This is a genomic window from Neglectibacter sp. X4 (assembly GCF_009917365.1).
GTDB lineage: Bacteria > Bacillota > Clostridia > Oscillospirales > Acutalibacteraceae > Acutalibacter.
Genome location: NZ_QWLE01000054.1, coordinates 1 through 15,698, shown reverse-complemented (window position 1 = coordinate 15,698; position 15,698 = coordinate 1). Strand labels below are relative to the sequence as shown.

At 47.3% G+C, this 15,698-nt stretch carries 15 protein-coding genes; 11 read left to right on the top strand and 4 right to left on the bottom strand.

Annotation, left to right across the window (positions count from 1 at the left end):
• Positions 1-63: 63 nt before the first annotated feature.
• The 3 genes from D1841_RS14230 (at position 64) to D1841_RS14220 (ending at position 3,769) form a co-directional block, all read left to right on the top strand.
• Positions 64-1,602: an S-layer homology domain-containing protein gene (locus D1841_RS14230; protein WP_160642653.1), complete on the top strand. Its 1,539-nt coding sequence runs from the start codon at positions 64-66 to the stop codon at positions 1,600-1,602.
• Between the two features lie 128 nt (positions 1,603-1,730).
• Positions 1,731-2,738: a stage V sporulation protein AD gene (gene spoVAD / locus D1841_RS14225; protein WP_160642654.1), complete on the top strand. Its 1,008-nt coding sequence runs from the start codon at positions 1,731-1,733 to the stop codon at positions 2,736-2,738.
• 194 nt (positions 2,739-2,932) lie between these two features.
• Positions 2,933-3,769, top strand: coding sequence for a PHP domain-containing protein (locus D1841_RS14220; RefSeq protein ID WP_160642655.1), 837 nt, complete (start codon positions 2,933-2,935; stop codon positions 3,767-3,769).
• Between the two features lie 196 nt (positions 3,770-3,965).
• On the opposite strand, the gene D1841_RS14215 is transcribed toward D1841_RS14220, so the two are convergent.
• From D1841_RS14215 to D1841_RS14205, 3 genes are read right to left on the bottom strand one after another with little or no spacing between them, the layout of a single operon-like run.
• On the bottom strand, positions 3,966-4,334 hold the full coding sequence (locus D1841_RS14215; protein WP_201751258.1) for an ASCH domain-containing protein: 369 nt from the start codon (positions 4,332-4,334) through the stop codon (positions 3,966-3,968).
• Entirely contained in the window at positions 4,309-5,406 is a 1,098-nt protein-coding gene (locus D1841_RS14210; RefSeq protein WP_160642656.1) for a GNAT family N-acetyltransferase, read from the bottom strand. Before D1841_RS14210 ends, D1841_RS14215 begins: the two co-directional genes overlap by 26 nt.
• Before the next feature lie 13 nt (positions 5,407-5,419).
• Complete coding sequence (locus tag D1841_RS14205; protein ID WP_160642657.1) at positions 5,420-5,935, bottom strand: AAA family ATPase; 516 nt, start codon at positions 5,933-5,935, stop codon at positions 5,420-5,422.
• 195 nt (positions 5,936-6,130) lie between these two features.
• Here D1841_RS14205 and D1841_RS14200 point away from each other — a divergent pair, with 195 nt between their 5' ends.
• From D1841_RS14200 to D1841_RS19910, 8 genes are all read left to right on the top strand, one after another.
• Positions 6,131-6,337, top strand: coding sequence for a helix-turn-helix transcriptional regulator (locus D1841_RS14200; protein WP_160642658.1), 207 nt, complete (start codon positions 6,131-6,133; stop codon positions 6,335-6,337).
• Positions 6,338-6,427: 90 nt separating this feature from the next.
• Positions 6,428-7,546, top strand: coding sequence for a class I SAM-dependent DNA methyltransferase (locus D1841_RS19920; protein WP_347563994.1), 1,119 nt, complete (start codon positions 6,428-6,430; stop codon positions 7,544-7,546).
• Positions 7,500-8,408, top strand: a complete 909-nt coding sequence (locus tag D1841_RS19915) for an N-6 DNA methylase (protein ID WP_347563993.1) — start codon at positions 7,500-7,502, stop codon at positions 8,406-8,408. Before D1841_RS19920 ends, D1841_RS19915 begins: the two co-directional genes overlap by 47 nt.
• Entirely contained in the window at positions 8,405-9,769 is a 1,365-nt protein-coding gene (locus tag D1841_RS14190) for a restriction endonuclease subunit S (RefSeq protein WP_201751259.1), read from the top strand. Before D1841_RS19915 ends, D1841_RS14190 begins: the two co-directional genes overlap by 4 nt.
• A 3-nt stretch (positions 9,770-9,772) precedes the next feature.
• Complete coding sequence (locus D1841_RS14185; protein ID WP_160642659.1) at positions 9,773-10,630, top strand: DUF2971 domain-containing protein; 858 nt, start codon at positions 9,773-9,775, stop codon at positions 10,628-10,630.
• A gap of 167 nt (positions 10,631-10,797) precedes the next feature.
• A complete protein-coding gene (locus D1841_RS14180) occupies positions 10,798-11,820 on the top strand; it encodes a YhcG family protein (protein WP_160642660.1) in 1,023 nt (340 codons plus the stop codon).
• A gap of 75 nt (positions 11,821-11,895) precedes the next feature.
• Entirely contained in the window at positions 11,896-14,313 is a 2,418-nt protein-coding gene (locus tag D1841_RS14175) for a type I restriction endonuclease (RefSeq protein ID WP_347563992.1), read from the top strand.
• Positions 14,314-14,375: 62 nt separating this feature from the next.
• Positions 14,376-14,918 (top strand): hypothetical protein, encoded by a 543-nt coding sequence (locus D1841_RS19910; RefSeq protein ID WP_347563991.1) that lies wholly within the window; start codon positions 14,376-14,378, stop codon positions 14,916-14,918.
• 224 nt (positions 14,919-15,142) lie between these two features.
• On the opposite strand, the gene D1841_RS14170 is transcribed toward D1841_RS19910, so the two are convergent.
• Positions 15,143-15,373 carry a hypothetical protein gene (locus D1841_RS14170; protein ID WP_160642661.1) on the bottom strand — a complete coding sequence of 77 codons (231 nt, stop codon included), beginning with the start codon at positions 15,371-15,373 and terminating at the stop codon, positions 15,143-15,145.
• Positions 15,374-15,698 lie beyond the last annotated feature (325 nt).

The following is a 15,698-nucleotide window of genomic DNA, read 5'->3' as shown; positions in this document are numbered from 1 at the left end:
AAAAAGCATACATTTTTGCATTCTGGGGATTTGCTGGAATTTTTGACAAACGGAGGAAAAGACATGAAGAAGAAGTTTTTTGCCGTGCTGCTGGCGGTTTTGCTGGCAGCGGGTGCCCTGCCCATGGCGGCTTCGGCGGCGGCCAGCGGCGATTGTAGCGCGGCTGGGGACGGAAGCGTCACCTGGAAAGTGGAAAACGGCACCCTGACCATTTCAGGCTCGGGCGATATGGCACACTATCTGCCTGGCCCTTCCATCCATTCCGAGAGGGAACCCTCCACACCCTGGCAGGATTATCATCCCAAGAAGGTTGTCTTTACATCCGATGTGAAGCTGATAACCAGGAAGGATGGGAATTGGGTGACAGAAGGCGGACAGTTTTGGGACAATCAAGAGGTTGAAAGCTTTGAAGTGGAAGCAGGCAACAAGACCCTGTTGGCTTATGATGACTGCCTGTACATGAAAATTCCGGAGACGGGTGATTACTATCTGTATGCAGTGCCCCCAGCTAAAAAGGGCAGGCTGACCATTATGGAAGGGGCCATTGACAGAGTTCAATATAGCTCCTATGCTTTTTTGACTCCCTGCAAACAGTTGACAGAAATATATTTCCCCAGCACTTGGTGGACGAAACATAGACCGGACTTCAATTCCTTCGGAAGCTCCATCGGTATGGTGTGGCTTAGAACGCCGAGCCATATATCTTCCTATATCGTCTCCGAAAACCATCCCGATTCTAAATCCATTAATGGCTGTATCTACACGAAGGATGGTAAGGAATTGGTTCTTGCCCCGCATACGCCGCCCAATGATGAAATCCGAATTGCGGAGGGCACAGAGACATTTGAAGAGTCTTTTGTAGGCTGGTTCGACATATTTATGCAGGACCGTCACAGGAAGACAGAAGAGCCTATAAAGCTTTATATCCCGAAGAGCATGACAAAGTTTGAAGTGAAGTTGACCTCCGATGCACCGCCTGATTGGCTGCAGATCTACGGCTACAAGGGCACCGAAGCGGAACGCTTCGCCAAGGAACATAACGTCCAGTTCTTCGATTTGGACGGGGAAACCACGCCGCCTGCGAATTTCACTGACGTGGAATCTGGCGCTTTCTATGAGGACGCCGTCAAGTGGGCAGTAGAGAACAAGATCACCCAAGGGGAGAGCAGCACCACCTTTGCCCCTAACAAGACCTGCACCCGTGGGCAGATTGTCACTTTCCTGTGGCGGGCCAACGGCTCTCCCGAACCTTCCTCCACGGCGAACCCCTTTGTGGACGTGAAAAGCGGGGAGTATTACTATAAGGCCATGCTGTGGGCAAAGGAAAAAGGGATTACCAGCGGCACGGACGCCACCCATTTCTCTCCCAACGCTGCCTGCAACCGGGCACAGGCCGTCACCTTCCTGTGGCGTGCTAACAACCAGCCCGCGGGCGGAAATTCTTCCTTCGGTGATGTGAAGGAAGGCGAATATTACACCGAGGCCGTAAAGTGGGCTGTAGCCTTCGGCATCACCCAGGGCGAAACCGACACCACTTTCGCTCCCGGCAAGAGCTGCACCAGAGGGCAGATCGTAACCTTCCTCTACCGGGATAAAGCCTGATAAACAGGAACGCGCAAAAAGCTAATTCCCAATATAACCGCTCCTCCATGGGGCGGTTATATTTTTGGAATGACTTTTCCATATGCGGGCATACTAACCCCAGAATCAAAAAATTGGGGGACAAACACATGAAACGCATAGGCAAGCAGACGCTGGAATTTTCCACCCCGCCTAAAATCGAGGCCCATGGGGCCATTGGGGGCAAGAAGGAGGCAGAAGGACCTTTATCCGCAGACTTTGACCAGACCTTCCAGGACACCAGCCTGCAAACGGAAAGCTGGGAAAAGGCGGAAGCCCAGCTTCAAAAGGAAGCTGTGGCCCTGGCCCTTGCAAAGGCCGGGGTGAAGCCCCAGGAGGTGGACTTTATTCTCGCCGGGGATTTGCTGAACCAGTGCATTTCCTCCACCTTTGGGCTGCTGGATTACAACATCCCCTTTCTGGGGCAATATGGCGCATGCTCCACCATGGCCCAGACCTTGCTGATGGCCTCTGTCCTGGTGGACTGCGGGGCGGCAAACCGGGCGGCAGCCGTGACAAGCTCTCACTTCTGCTCGGCGGAAAGGCAGTTCCGCACGCCTTTAGAGTATGGCGCCCAGCGCACCCCCACGGCCCAGTGGACTGCTACAGCGGCAGGGTGCGCCCTGGTGGGCCAGAGGGGGGCGGTAGAGGTGCGCCGGGGCCTGGCAGGGAAAATCGTGGACTTGGGTGTGAAAGATCCCGCCAACATGGGCGCTGCCATGGCCCCCGCTGCGGCGGACAGTATCTTCCAGTTCCTCCAGGACACAGGCACAAAGCCGGAGGACTATGACTGCATCTACACCGGCGATCTGGGTCAGGTGGGCACAGATCTGCTGTACCGGACTCTCCAGGAAAACAGCCTGGACATCTCCTCCCGGCACCAGGACTGCGGCCTGCTCCTCTTTGATCGGGAGAAGCAGGACGTACACGCCGGAGGCTCTGGCTGCGGGTGTTCCGCTTCTGTCCTGTGCGGGCACATTCTCAACCGCATGGAGGCCGGGGGCCTGAAAAGCATCCTTTTCTGCGCTACCGGCGCCTTGATGTCCCCCACCTCTTCCCAGCAGGGGGAGAGCATTCCAGGCGTGTGCCACATCCTGCACCTCAAGCGCGGCGCCTGACCCAAAAACCGGGCAGGCAGAGAAGGAAAAAGAAAATCCAAGCGCCTGGAAGGGCTTGCTGTCTGTGCGCGGCAGACGGCAGGCCCTTCCTCTTTGCTTTTATGGAGTTTATCCTATCGTTAACGCAGTCTGCCCCTTGCAAAATCTGCCTGTATGCGGTATGATTATTCCTGCGAAAGCAGATTTTGCGCCCTATGGCGGATGGCGTGAAAAATTATGACGGAAGGGACGATACCGGGCACAGGGACGGAAGCTTTTTATCCCTCTTTGTGCGAACTCTGTATCGCGTGGTGATTTACATGAAAGAATATGCCTATCAATATGAAATGCACTGCCACACCAACTGGTGCAGTGCCTGCGCCCACAACAGCCCGGAGGAGATGGCTGCCGCCTATTTCCAGGCGGGCTATGCCGGGATGGTGATAACGGATCACTTCCTCAGCGGCAACACCGCCGTAAACCGGGCGCTGCCCTGGGAGGACAAAGCCCGCCGCTATTGGGAGGCCTATGGAGCCGCTAAAAACTGGGGGGCGGGCAAGGGCTTTACAGTGCTGTTCGGACTGGAACACCTGTATGGCGACGGCAAGGAAGTCCTCACCTATGGCATAGACCTGGACTTCCTCCTGGCCCACCCGGATCTGGACAAATATTCCCTGGAGGACTACAGCGCCGCTGTCCATAAGGCCGGGGGCTTCCTCTCCCATGCCCACCCCTTCCGCCATGCCCCTTATATCAACACCAGCGTCCCGCCCCGGATTCAATATATGGACGCAGTGGAAACCTTCAATTTCTACAACGAGGACGAGGAAAACCGCCAGGCCGCCAAGCTTGCCCGGGAAAAGGGCCTGCTCACCACCTCCGGCGGGGACGAGCACATCCAGGACGGGAAGGCAATCGGCAGGGCCGGGGTGCTTTTCCCTGTGCCGCCCAAGGATAATCAAGAACTTGTCTCCCTGCTCCGGGCTGGGGATTACAAGCTGTGCGCCAAAGGCCAGGCCGTTTCAAAAGACAGCCTTCTGGAGTCTGTCTGAAATCTCCCGTATGGAAAACACCCCGCCCCTTACAAGAAGGGCGGGGCGCTTTCTTTTAGAAGTTTGTACCAAGACCCCATTTGTCAAGGATATTTTCTCCCACAAGTTCGTAAATTAAAAAATAATGCCTTGGCACTTCTGTTCCTGTCTAAAATCAGGAGTGCCAAGGCATTAAAACATACTGCTTTATAGCCGTTTATAGATATACAAAAGATTGCGGAGCCTGACGGATACCGTAATCAGACAAAGCCTTGGGTTTTTCGTAAATCACTACATTTTTTAATTTATATGCAATAGCCTTATCTTTTCCAGAATAGTAGGAAAAATAAAATTTCTTTGTAATGCCCGCAGCAGTTTTTGCTATCTCCCAGATTTCTTTCGGCGTACCTTCCAATATTTCATCAATAAGCGCTTCTCCGACCACTTCTTTCTGCGGTGCTGACGCATAGAAAATGGTTCGATCCACACCATCTTTCGGTCTGCTTTTTCGGAATTCGTATTGTTTTTTCCCCTCAAGTATTACCTTCGCATACTTAGGCTTAATTGATAATAACATTGCCGACATCTACTTTGCCCTCCCGCAGAATTTTCTCGAACTGGCTCCTTGTATAACGGAAATTCATGGGATGGGTTCCAGGCCAACAATCATTGCTTTTCAGCCACATCCAGTTTACATTATTCCCTGCACCAAAATACCCATAATACAATAACTCAATCAGTGTTAGAGAAGCCCAGGTATCATATTTTTCCTTCAATTCATCTTCATTATAGACAGATTTGTTACCGACCATGCGCAAAAACTGGTCATAAGAATATTGCGCACGTCCATTTACTGTTATTTTTTCGATTCGTGTTGCCACACAATAAGTAGTAATAACGGATTTATACCCCGGACGGCCACCGGTTCCGGTGTATTTTCTGTATACCAAAACAGGCTCTCCAACTTTGAAAGCCAGGCTGTAAGGCTTGCCTATGTATACTTTTTTCAGCCCATTTGCCACGCTAATATCAACCCGCTCCTGCAAGGTATTAGCGAGGTCAGAAGAAGCGAACATGGTGTCGTGATATTCCATATCAATGGCAAGGCATCCAGCGTGTTGGACCTGATCGCTAAGAAAAGGGAATGATTTACAGGGATCACTGAAATCAAGATTCCTTCGATCTTTGATATATACCCGCTCACCATTCAGGTTGTTTCCGACATGGATAAAGCCGTACTTCTCCAGAAGAAGTATCAAACTGATGTGTTTATCAAAAACAGTTACATAAATTTCATTGATGCCCAAATCTCTCCATTGCCACAAAGTTAGACCAAGAGCTCCCTCACCAATCCTTTGATTCCGATAACGCTTATCAATTTTGATTGTTGTGATTTTAAGACGAGCAGTCTTCGGCAAAACGATACCGTTTGCCAAATTGATCTCCTCAGCTTCATTCGGCTTTAGGTTTACAAAAGCTCCTACACCCTGGTCATCTTCAAATATCAGCGCCCGTTTCCCATCAGCGGCTTTTGCCGCGAACCATTGCACAAAACCAGTGCTTGATGAAGTGTCGGGGTAATCTGCTTTCAAGGAATCGAAAAAGGGATCATTGAGATTGATCTCGGAAAATCGCTTGCGTTCAAATTTACCCGCCATAATCGGCCCCTCCTCAAAGTGATTTTATGAAGTCAATTGCCCGCATAAGGTCTTTAGCGCCCTCGGAAACAAAAAGCTTCGCATTAATGTCTCTGGCAACTTCATCTGCGTATAGCCGTTCTTCCCGCTGAAAGTATTCAATGCTCTCTACAGCAACCTCAATTCCATCGCGCTTTCTTCGCCGGGACGCTATGATTTCTGGATTTTCGGTTAGCAACACAATAGCATCCGGTTTGAGCATAGCAAAAGTGCCATAAGGAATACGTTGCACTTCGCCCGATGCATTCAGCAGGCAGAAGTGTCCATCCAAAATAAAATTCTGGCACAACGTTCTGAGCTCGTCCACGGCCCAGAGAAGGAACTGCTGATTTTCATCTATGTCAGGAATGAGCTTATTCTTTGCAAATTCTGAACGCTTTTTCGTTGCAATCAGGGCGCTGGCCGAATAGGTTTCGATGCCCACAAAATCTTTCACAAGGTTGCAAAAATATGATTTTCCTACACCGTGAACACCACTCACAAAAATCATGCATCTATCTCTCCTTTACAAAGAGCCATAACGATTTTCAGATTTATTATAACAGATTAAGATAAGAAATTCAATAGATAACAGAATTTTCTCCTGCAATCGCAGGAGAAAATCTTGCGTTTAGGGATTAGTCGTGTTATAATAAGCAGCAGAAATCTTCAAATCGGCACATTCCCAGAAAAGGGAGGTTCATTCATGGCTATCAGTTACAAAAAATTATGGAAACTGTTGATTGACAAGGATATGAAGAAAAAAGACTTGCAACAATTAGCGGGAATCAGCGCGGCATCCGTTACGAAGCTCGGCAAAAATAAAAATGTAAATACAGAAATCATTGAAAAAATTTGCACAGCCCTAAGGTGTGATGTCTGTGATATTATGGAAATGGTAGAAGAAAAGTGAATCAGTTATACGGAATATGAGTTTTGAAACAAGGATAAATCTGCTGTAAGTCGGAAGACGCTGGTCTCCGTGAGAAGGGAATAAAGACATATGGACAATCAAATTCACAATACAGTCGTAAGTTTTATATGGGGAATTGCGGATGATTGCCTGCGCGATGTGTATGTGCGCGGAAAATATCGTGATGTCATTTTACCGATGACGGTAATCCGTCGCTTGGATGCCATGCTGGAGGACAGCAAAGAGGCTGTTCTTGATATGAAGAAGAAGCTGGATGAAGCCAGAATCGATAATCAGTGGCCGGCGCTGTGCAATGTGGCCGGGCAGGCATTCTGTAACGCTTCTCCGTTCCGCCTGCGTGATCTCACCAGCCGCGCTAAGAAGCAAACGCTAAAGGCCGATTTTGAGGCATACCTGGACGGTTTCTCCCCTAATGTGCAGGAGATTTTGGAGAAGTTCAGGTTCCGCAATCAGATTGACACGATGATTGAGGCGGATATTCTGGGGGCGGTGATTGAGAAACTTATTTCGCCGGATATTAACCTCTCTCCGAAGCCAATTTATAAGGACGATGCTCAGACTATGGTGAAGCATCCTGGACTGGATAATCACGGCATGGGTACGATTTTTGAGGAACTGATCCGCAAGTTCAATGAGGAAAACAACGAGGAAGCCGGGGAACACTGGACGCCCCGCGATGTCGTTGAACTGATGGCTGACCTTGTGTTTATGCCCATTGCCGGCCAAATCAAAGATGCCACCTATTCCTGTTATGATGGTGCTTGCGGGACAGGCGGTATGCTTACTGTTGCGCAGGACAGGCTTCTGGCGATTGCCCAGAGACTGGAAAAGAATGTGTCTATTCATTTGTTTGGGCAGGAAGTGAACCCCGAAACATATGCAATCTGTAAGGCGGATATGCTGCTCAAAGGTGATGGGGAACAGGCGGAGCATATCAGCTATGGTTCTACACTTTCCCTGGATGGAAACGCCACAAGGCAGTTTGATTTCATGCTGTCCAATCCGCCTTACGGGAAAAGCTGGAAGGTTGACGCAGAAAAGATGGGCGGCAAAAAGGAAATTCTGGATACCCGGTTTAATGCCTATCTCGAAGGCGGCGAACAGATGGCGATGATTCCACGGACAAGCGACGGTGGCAAAGATGAAAAAGGATACGCTGCTGGGCAGCCGCATTGCCGAGGTACATAACGGCTCGTCCATTTTCACGGGGGACGCCGGCAGTGGGGAAAGCAATGCCCGCCGCAATCTGATTGAGAACGACTTGGTTGAGGCTATCATCGCACTGCCGGAGAATATGTTCTACAATACAGGGATTGGGACATTCATTTGGATTCTCTCCAACCGGAAGGAAGAACGCCGCAAAGGGAAAATCCAACTGATTGATGCGACCGCCATGAAATCCCCGCTCCGCAAAAATATGGGCAAGAAAAACTGCGAATTTACTCCGGAAATTCGCAAGGAAATCGTGCGCATCTTTATGGAGATGGAGCGAAGCGAAGTCAGCATGATTTTTGACAACGAGGAGTTTGGCTACTGGTCTGTTACAGTGGAGCGACCTTTGCGTCTGCGCGTATATCCTGACAGAGAAATTCCTGCAGATATATTCAAGAACGCAGACGAGCTTGCGGCGGTAAAAATCGCTCTTGCTGAAGCCACAAAAACCGCTCCTTTGGATGATTGGACGGCTTTTGCAAAGGCGACAAAGTTGAAGGCCAGCGTTCTGAAGAAAATCCGGCCTTTTATCACAGAGAAGGACGCCGCTGCGCAGCCCATCGAAGGGGAGCCGGATGTTGATTTGCGGGATACAGAAAACATCCCGTTTACCTATGAGGGCGGCATTGATACCTTTATGAAAAATGAAGTGCTGCCCTATACCTCCGATGCTTATGTGGATGAGAAGAAAACACAGATTGGCTATGAAATCAGCTTTACCAAGTATTTCTATAAACCGGTAGAATTGCGCCCTATGGAGGAAATTTTGGAGAGCTTGAAAGCCCTTGAACAGGAAGCGGACGGTATGATGGCGGAGATTATGGAGGGGATACAATGAATGGATATGGACATTATATCCTTACTCCTGTCCCTTGGATTGAGAAGATGCCATTACACTGGAAGTTGGAGCGCGGGAAAAACCTATATCAAAAAATGCAACGCCCAACAAATGACATGGATGGAGTAGTTACTTGCTTTCGCGATGGAACTGTTACATTGAGAAAGAATCGCAGAACAACGGGATTTACAGAGTCATTGAAAGAGATTGGTTATCAGGGTATCAGAAAAGGTGACCTTGTTATTCATGTAATGGATGCCTTTGCGGGTTCCATTGGCGTATCTGATTCTGATGGTAAGGGAACTCCTGTATATAGTGTTTGTCAAGCGAGGGGTGACAGTAACAATCAATACTATGCCCTCTTACTTCGAGAAATGGCACGGACTGGATTTATTCAATCTCTATATAAAGGGATCAGGGGACGCTCGTCAGATTTTCGATTTGAAATCTTTTCAGCGCAGTTTTATCCTGTCCCGCCACGCCCTGAGCAAGATCAGATTGTGCGGTTTTTGGATTGGAAGGTTTCAAGTATTAATCGGCTAATTTCAATAAAGCGGAAACAAATAGCATCGCTTCATGAGCGGCAGAGAGTTTATATCTCACACATTGTCACACATGGCCTACACAATAATGTATCTACAAAAAATTCTGGGGTAGAGTGGATTGAAGATATACCAGAGCATTGGCAAACTATGCGATGTAAGTATCTTTTCTCGGAACGGGACGAGCGTTCACAAGAGGGCCAGGAGCAACATTTGTCTATGAGCCAAAAATATGGGCTTGTACCAGATGGTCAACTTGATGAACGCAGGATGCTCTCGGAATCGTATGCAGGCGGTAAACTGTGTTATAAAGATGATCTTGTTTTGAACAGGCTCAAAGCGCACTTGGGTGTCTTTGCGCTGTCTCCACAGTCTGGAGTTATCAGCCCAGACTATACAGTGCTGATACCAAACACAGAGAGAGTTCTTCCGACATTTGCAGAAACTGTACTAAAAAGTGACCGTTTCCGGGGTGAACTGCGCATCAGGGTGCGCGGCATAATCGAAGGATTCTGGCGACTTTACACAGATGATTTTAATACTATCGTTCTGCCTGTCCCGCCAATTGAAGAACAGGCAGAAATTATGGAGTACATAATTGAATTCCGTGATAAGACAAAAAAGTATGAAGATAGCCTAGCGCAGGAGATTTCTACTTTACAGGAATTTAAGACCCGCCTTATCTCCGATGTGGTAACAGGTAAAATAGATGTCCGTGATATTAAAGTTCCTGCCTTCGAGTATGTAGAAGAAACTGCGGACTCATTCGATGAGGATGACAGAGATATGGGCGATGCGTCCGAAGATGAGGAGAAATGAAATATGAGCAAGGTCGATAGACAGCATTTTTGGAATTTATTGTGCAATACACATGACAATTTACCTCAAAGTGTGAGTGCGTTAACATCTGCTGCTCCGTATCCGGAAACACTATGCCGTTATCGTAGCGTCAATGAAAATTCCTTGAAGCAGTTACAAGATAATATATTGTGGTTTTCTTCAGCGGACTATTATGATGACCCCTTTGATACATACTTCCAAATCAATACAGACAGATTTAAGGATATTTATGATTGCATAAGGCCAATTTTTGATGCGGACAATACATCTTTAGATGGCCTTATTGATACAATGGCAACCTTATTTGGCATTGTCCCCGACACATTTAAGGCTGGCCTATCTAATACGACACCAGACTTTCAAAAAATGGACAGGCTATTAAAAGACATGAGAGAAGCAGTCAGACGCAAACTGTTTTCAATTTGTTTTTGTGAGAATCCATTGAATGAAACACTTTGGATAAAGTATGCCAAGGATTACCATGGTTTTGCTCTCATATACGATTTCAATCAAAGAGAAACGGTTATATGCGGAACAGAAGAAAAATGCAAAAATTGTAGTACTGCCTATACGGAAATGCCCTTTATATATCCTGTTTATTACTCAAACTCTCGATATGATGCCACGAATTATGCACTGTCATTATATGTAATTGATATGGCATTAGGAAAAGGAATAAATATTCCGCAGAGTACGATAGATTTAATTATGGCTCAAAATATGTGGGAAGCAGAGCGAGTGACTCTAATAAAGAAGAAATGCCATGAAAATGATGAAGAGTGGAGAATGATTAGACCACGAATGCACGGGATGAGAACATTTATAAAAGCAAGGCCCTGAAAAATTATTCTCGGTTTGCGTATGCCTGAATATGAAAGAAGATTGGTCATCTCTGCAGCAAAAGTTGCAGGTATTCAAGAAATACACAAAATGTATATAAATGATTCAGATGAACTGGACAGCAGTCCAATAGCTATATAAAGTGATCCAGAAAGGAACAGCTTTGGATGAATAACAGTGAATTAGTTCCATATGAGGACATCTATTCTAAAATAAAGGAAACCCTCCTGCTGTCGCGCAATCAGGCATACAGCGCAGTCAATTTTGCGATGGTACAAGCCTACTGGCAGATTGGGCGCATCATTGTAGAGCATGAGCAAAATGGCAATGCACGGGCTGATTATGGAAAGTCCGTCTTGCAGGAGTTATCCAGCCGTCTGACCAAGGACTTCGGCAAGGGCTTTTCTGTGCGGACATTACAACAGATGAAGAAGTTTTATGTGATGTTTCCAAATACGAACGCACTGCGTTCGCAATTGACTTGGACGCACTACCGCCTTCTGCTGTCGGTGGAAAATGAACAGGCAAGACAATGGTATATGGACGAGGCTATCGCATCCGCATGGTCGAGCCGCCAACTGGAGCGTCAAATTTCCACCCTATACTATGAGCGGCTTCTTGCAAGCAGAGACCAGGTACCTGTAAGGGCCGAAGCTGTTGAACTTACAGCGCCTTTAGCTGCGGAAAATTTCATTAAAGACCCATATGTGTTGGAATTTCTTGATCTGAAAGATTACCCGTCCCTGCGTGAGTCGGATTTAGAGCAGGCATTGATAGAAAAATTGCAGGAATTCCTGTTGGAATTAGGACGCGGTTTCTGTTTTGTAGCAAGACAAAAGCTGATGCGCTATGAAGATGAAGATTTTTACCTTGACCTTGTATTTTACCACAGTATCCTGAAATGCCATGTGCTGATTGACTTGAAAATCGGGAAATTGACCCACGGCGACATTGGCCAGATGGACAGCTATATCCGAATGTTTGATGCGCTATATAAAAATGAAGATGACAATCCTACTATAGGTATCATACTGTGTTCCCAAAAGAATGAGGCAATCGTCAAATACTCTGTTTTGAACGATGCTCAACAAGTTTTTGCTTCACGTTATCGTTTTGCATTACCCACTGCTGAAGAATTACAGCGTGAAATCGAAGCCGAGCGCAAGCGGATTGAAGAACAGGAGGGCTGAGTATGGCCTTTACAAATACAAAAGAAAGCGGTTTGGAGGCCCTCATTGTAAAATGGCTGGTTGAGCAGAACGGTTATGAAGAAGGGACTAACGCTGATTATAATAAAGAATATGCGAATATGCGAATATGCGATTGATGAAACCCGCCTTTTTCGATTTTTGCAGGATACCCAGCCCTCACAGATGGGTAAACTGGGTGTGTTCCAGTCCGAGCAGAAAAAGCGTCAGTTTCTGAACCGCCTCCAGGGTGAGTTGGTCAAACGCGGCATCGTAGATATTCTGCGCAACGGCATCAAGATATATCCGGTCGATCTCATCATGTTCTATCTCACACCGACCGAAAGCAACGAAAAAGCGAGGGAGATGTTCCAGAAAAATATTTTCAGCGTGACGCGCCAGCTCCGCTATTCTCAGGATGCTGGTAAACTGGCCCTTGACCTGTGCTTATTCATCAATGGATTGCCTGTCATCACCTTTGAACTCAAGAACCAGCTTACGAAGCAAAATGTGGATGATGCTGTCCAGCAGTACAAGGATGATCGCGATCCGCGAGAGATGTTGTTCCAGTTCAAACGCTGCATGGTGCATCTGGCCGTGGATGACGCCCGTGTCAAATTCTGCACTCGTCTTGCGGGCAAAGACAGTTGGTTCCTGCCTTTCGATAAGGGGTATAACGATGGAGCAGGCAATCCGCCGAATCCCAATGGCTTGATGACCGACTATCTGTGGAAAGACATTCTTACAAAAGAAAAACTGACGCTGATTATTGAGAACTATGCACAGGCCGTTATTGAGGTGGATGAGAATACCAAGAAGAAAAAGGAGAAGCAGATTTTTCCACGGTATCATCAGTTGGATGTAGTTACAAAACTTCTTAGCGATGTGCGGGAAAACGGTGTCGGGCATAGATACCTGATCCAGCACAGCGCGGGAAGCGGCAAATCCAACTCTATCGCATGGCTTGCGCATCAATTGATTGGACTTGAGCAGAATGGGGGTCCGATGCTGGACTCTGTTATTGTAGTCACTGACCGCCGTATCCTCGACAAGCAGATCAGGGACACCATCAAACAATTCATGCAGGTAAGCAATACCGTGGCATGGGCGGAGCACTCTGGCGACCTTACAAAAGCTATCACGGACGGAAAGCGCATCATCGTTACCACGATTGAAAAGTTCCCATACATTGTTCCACAGATTGGAGCCGATCACAAAGAGAATCGTTTCGCCATTATCATTGATGAGGCGCACTCAGGGCAGAGTGGTCGCAACTCCGCACAGATGAATCTTGCCCTCTCCGGACTCGCCTCAGATGATGAGATGGACAACGAGGATAAAATCAACGCTATGATGGAAGGGCGTAAACTGCTGAATAATGCTAGCTATTTTGCCTTTACGGCCACACCGAAGAATAAGACATTAGAGACTTTCGGCATACTTGTTGTGGATGAATACGGAACTCCTATATTGAATGACAAGGGCGAATTGCAGAATAAGCCATTCCACGTCTACACGATGAAGCAAGCTATCCAGGAGGGATTCATCTTGGATGTATTGCGGAATTACACACCTATCGACAGTTTCTACAGACTAATGAAGACTGTCGAGGACGATCCGATGTTTGACAAAAAGCGCGCCCAGAAGAAACTCCGCAATTTTGTGGAGAGCGACAGCTATACCATAGCGAAGAAGGCCGCTATGATGGTTGACCACTTCCATGAACAGGTTATCCCTAAGGGAAAAGTTGGCGGGCAGGCCCGCGCTATGGTTGTGACTGCCAGTATTCCGCGATGCATTGAATATTATTATTCTATCAACAAGTGCCTTTCTGAAAGACACAGCCCCTATAAAACCATTATTGCTTTCTCTGGTGAGTGTAAGTACAACGGTCAGGAACCGCCGCTGACCTCGGCAGGCATGAATGGATTCCCGGACGCTAAGATACCAAAGACCTTTAAGGCGGACCCGTATCGCATCCTGATTGTTGCGGATATGTTCCAGACCGGCTTTGATGAACCCCTGCTTCACACGATGTATGTGGATAAGATGCTCTATGACATCAAAGCGGTACAGACCCTTTCAAGGCTGAACCGTTGTCATCCAAAGAAGTACGACACCTTCGTTTTGGATTTCGCTAATAAACCGGAAATTATTGAAGAGTCCTTCTCCCGCTACTATCGCACCACGATTTTGTCCGGCGGGACTGACCCCAACAAACTTTATGATCTTGTGGCAACGATGGAAGGGTATCAGGTATATTCTGGCGATGATGTAGAACACCTGGTTAGCCTGTATTTGAATGGTGCAGACCGTGATAAACTTGATCCTACCCTGGATGCCTGTACAGCCCTTTATAAGCAGTTGGAAACAGATGACCAGATCAAGTTCAAAAGTACGGCGAAAGCTTTTGCCGTACATATGGATTCCTCGGCGCGATCCTTCCTTATGGCAATGCGGATTGGGAGCGGCTCTCCATTTTTCTCAATCTGCTGATACCGAAACTGCCTTCCCCCCGCGAGGATGACCTGTCACAGGGTATCCTTGAGGCAATCGATTTGGAAAGCTATCGCAACGAGGCGCGTGAGTCAATATCCATCAAGTTGGAGGATTCTGATTCCGAGGTTGCGCCGGTTCCATCCGGCAAAGTTGGTCACATTATCGAGCCAGAGATGGATTTGCTTTCCGTTATTCTGTCTGATTTCAACGATATGTTTGGCAATATCAACTGGAATGACGTAGATAATGTACGCAGACAGATTCTTGAAATACCTGCTATGGTTTCCAGGGATGAGAAATATCAGAATGCTATGAAGAACTCTGATGAACAGAGTGCAAGACTTGAAAGTGAGCGGGCTTTGCAGCAGGTCATCTTCGCTATCATGGCTGATAATATGGAACTGTTCAAACAGTTTCAGGATAATCCCTCATTCAAGAAATGGCTTTCCGATCTTGTATTTAATCTTACCTACAACAGAGAAGGAAAGCCTTATGAAGCACCACCGCAGAAACATAAGTCCATCGTTTATAACTTCGAGCCACAACAGGAAATTCAGATGGTAGCAGAGGAGCAAACGCCTTACGGAGAAAAAAGCGAATAGTCCAAAGTTCATATAGGCGGTTGTGCGCTACTTGGCAAGCAGTGTCTTTGTTCCCACAAATTATGTTCAATTTTCGGCAGTTCTACGCCGTCTCTGACCACCGCTAACCGTTGCAATTCAAGAAGTTCAATATTTAATAGCCCCACAACGCCGGTAGACGCTGGGGGCGTTTGCAACACATTTGCAACAGTGAACAGGGGGGTTGAAAATTAACTTTCAAGGGGCTAATACACCCTATCCGGGTAGGGGTATAAATCCACCACGGGGAAGGTTTTGGGAATCAGATTCTTTCCTTGCTTCAGGCTGTCCACCATGACGGCTTCAACCTCTGGCGTGAAATCGTGCAAGTGATAATCCCGGCCCCGGTAGTGGTACACCAGCCCAAAACCGGGCATAGCATAGCCCATGGTTCCACCAAAACGATCTATGAATTTTTGGGTGGTTTCATCGCACATATTCAAGGTTCCCTTCAAGAAATTTAACCATGTTCAGTATAACACAGCATCGGGCAAAATGGAACCCCGGCCCACTCCTACAATGGGCCGGGAATCAGCATGACAAAAGAAAAATTGATGGAAATGGGCCTGACTGAAGAATTAGGGGGTGGACGTGCTTTTTCTTCCATTAGGCTTTCTCTCCCTCCAAAATTTGGTTTAGCTGGTCAATGCCCCTTTGGTGGTATCGGAAGATTGTTTTCTCCGAGTAATTCAATTTCTCCCCTATCTTGAAATGCGGCATTTTCTCATATCCAGAACCAACCAAACCATAGCGCAATTCTAT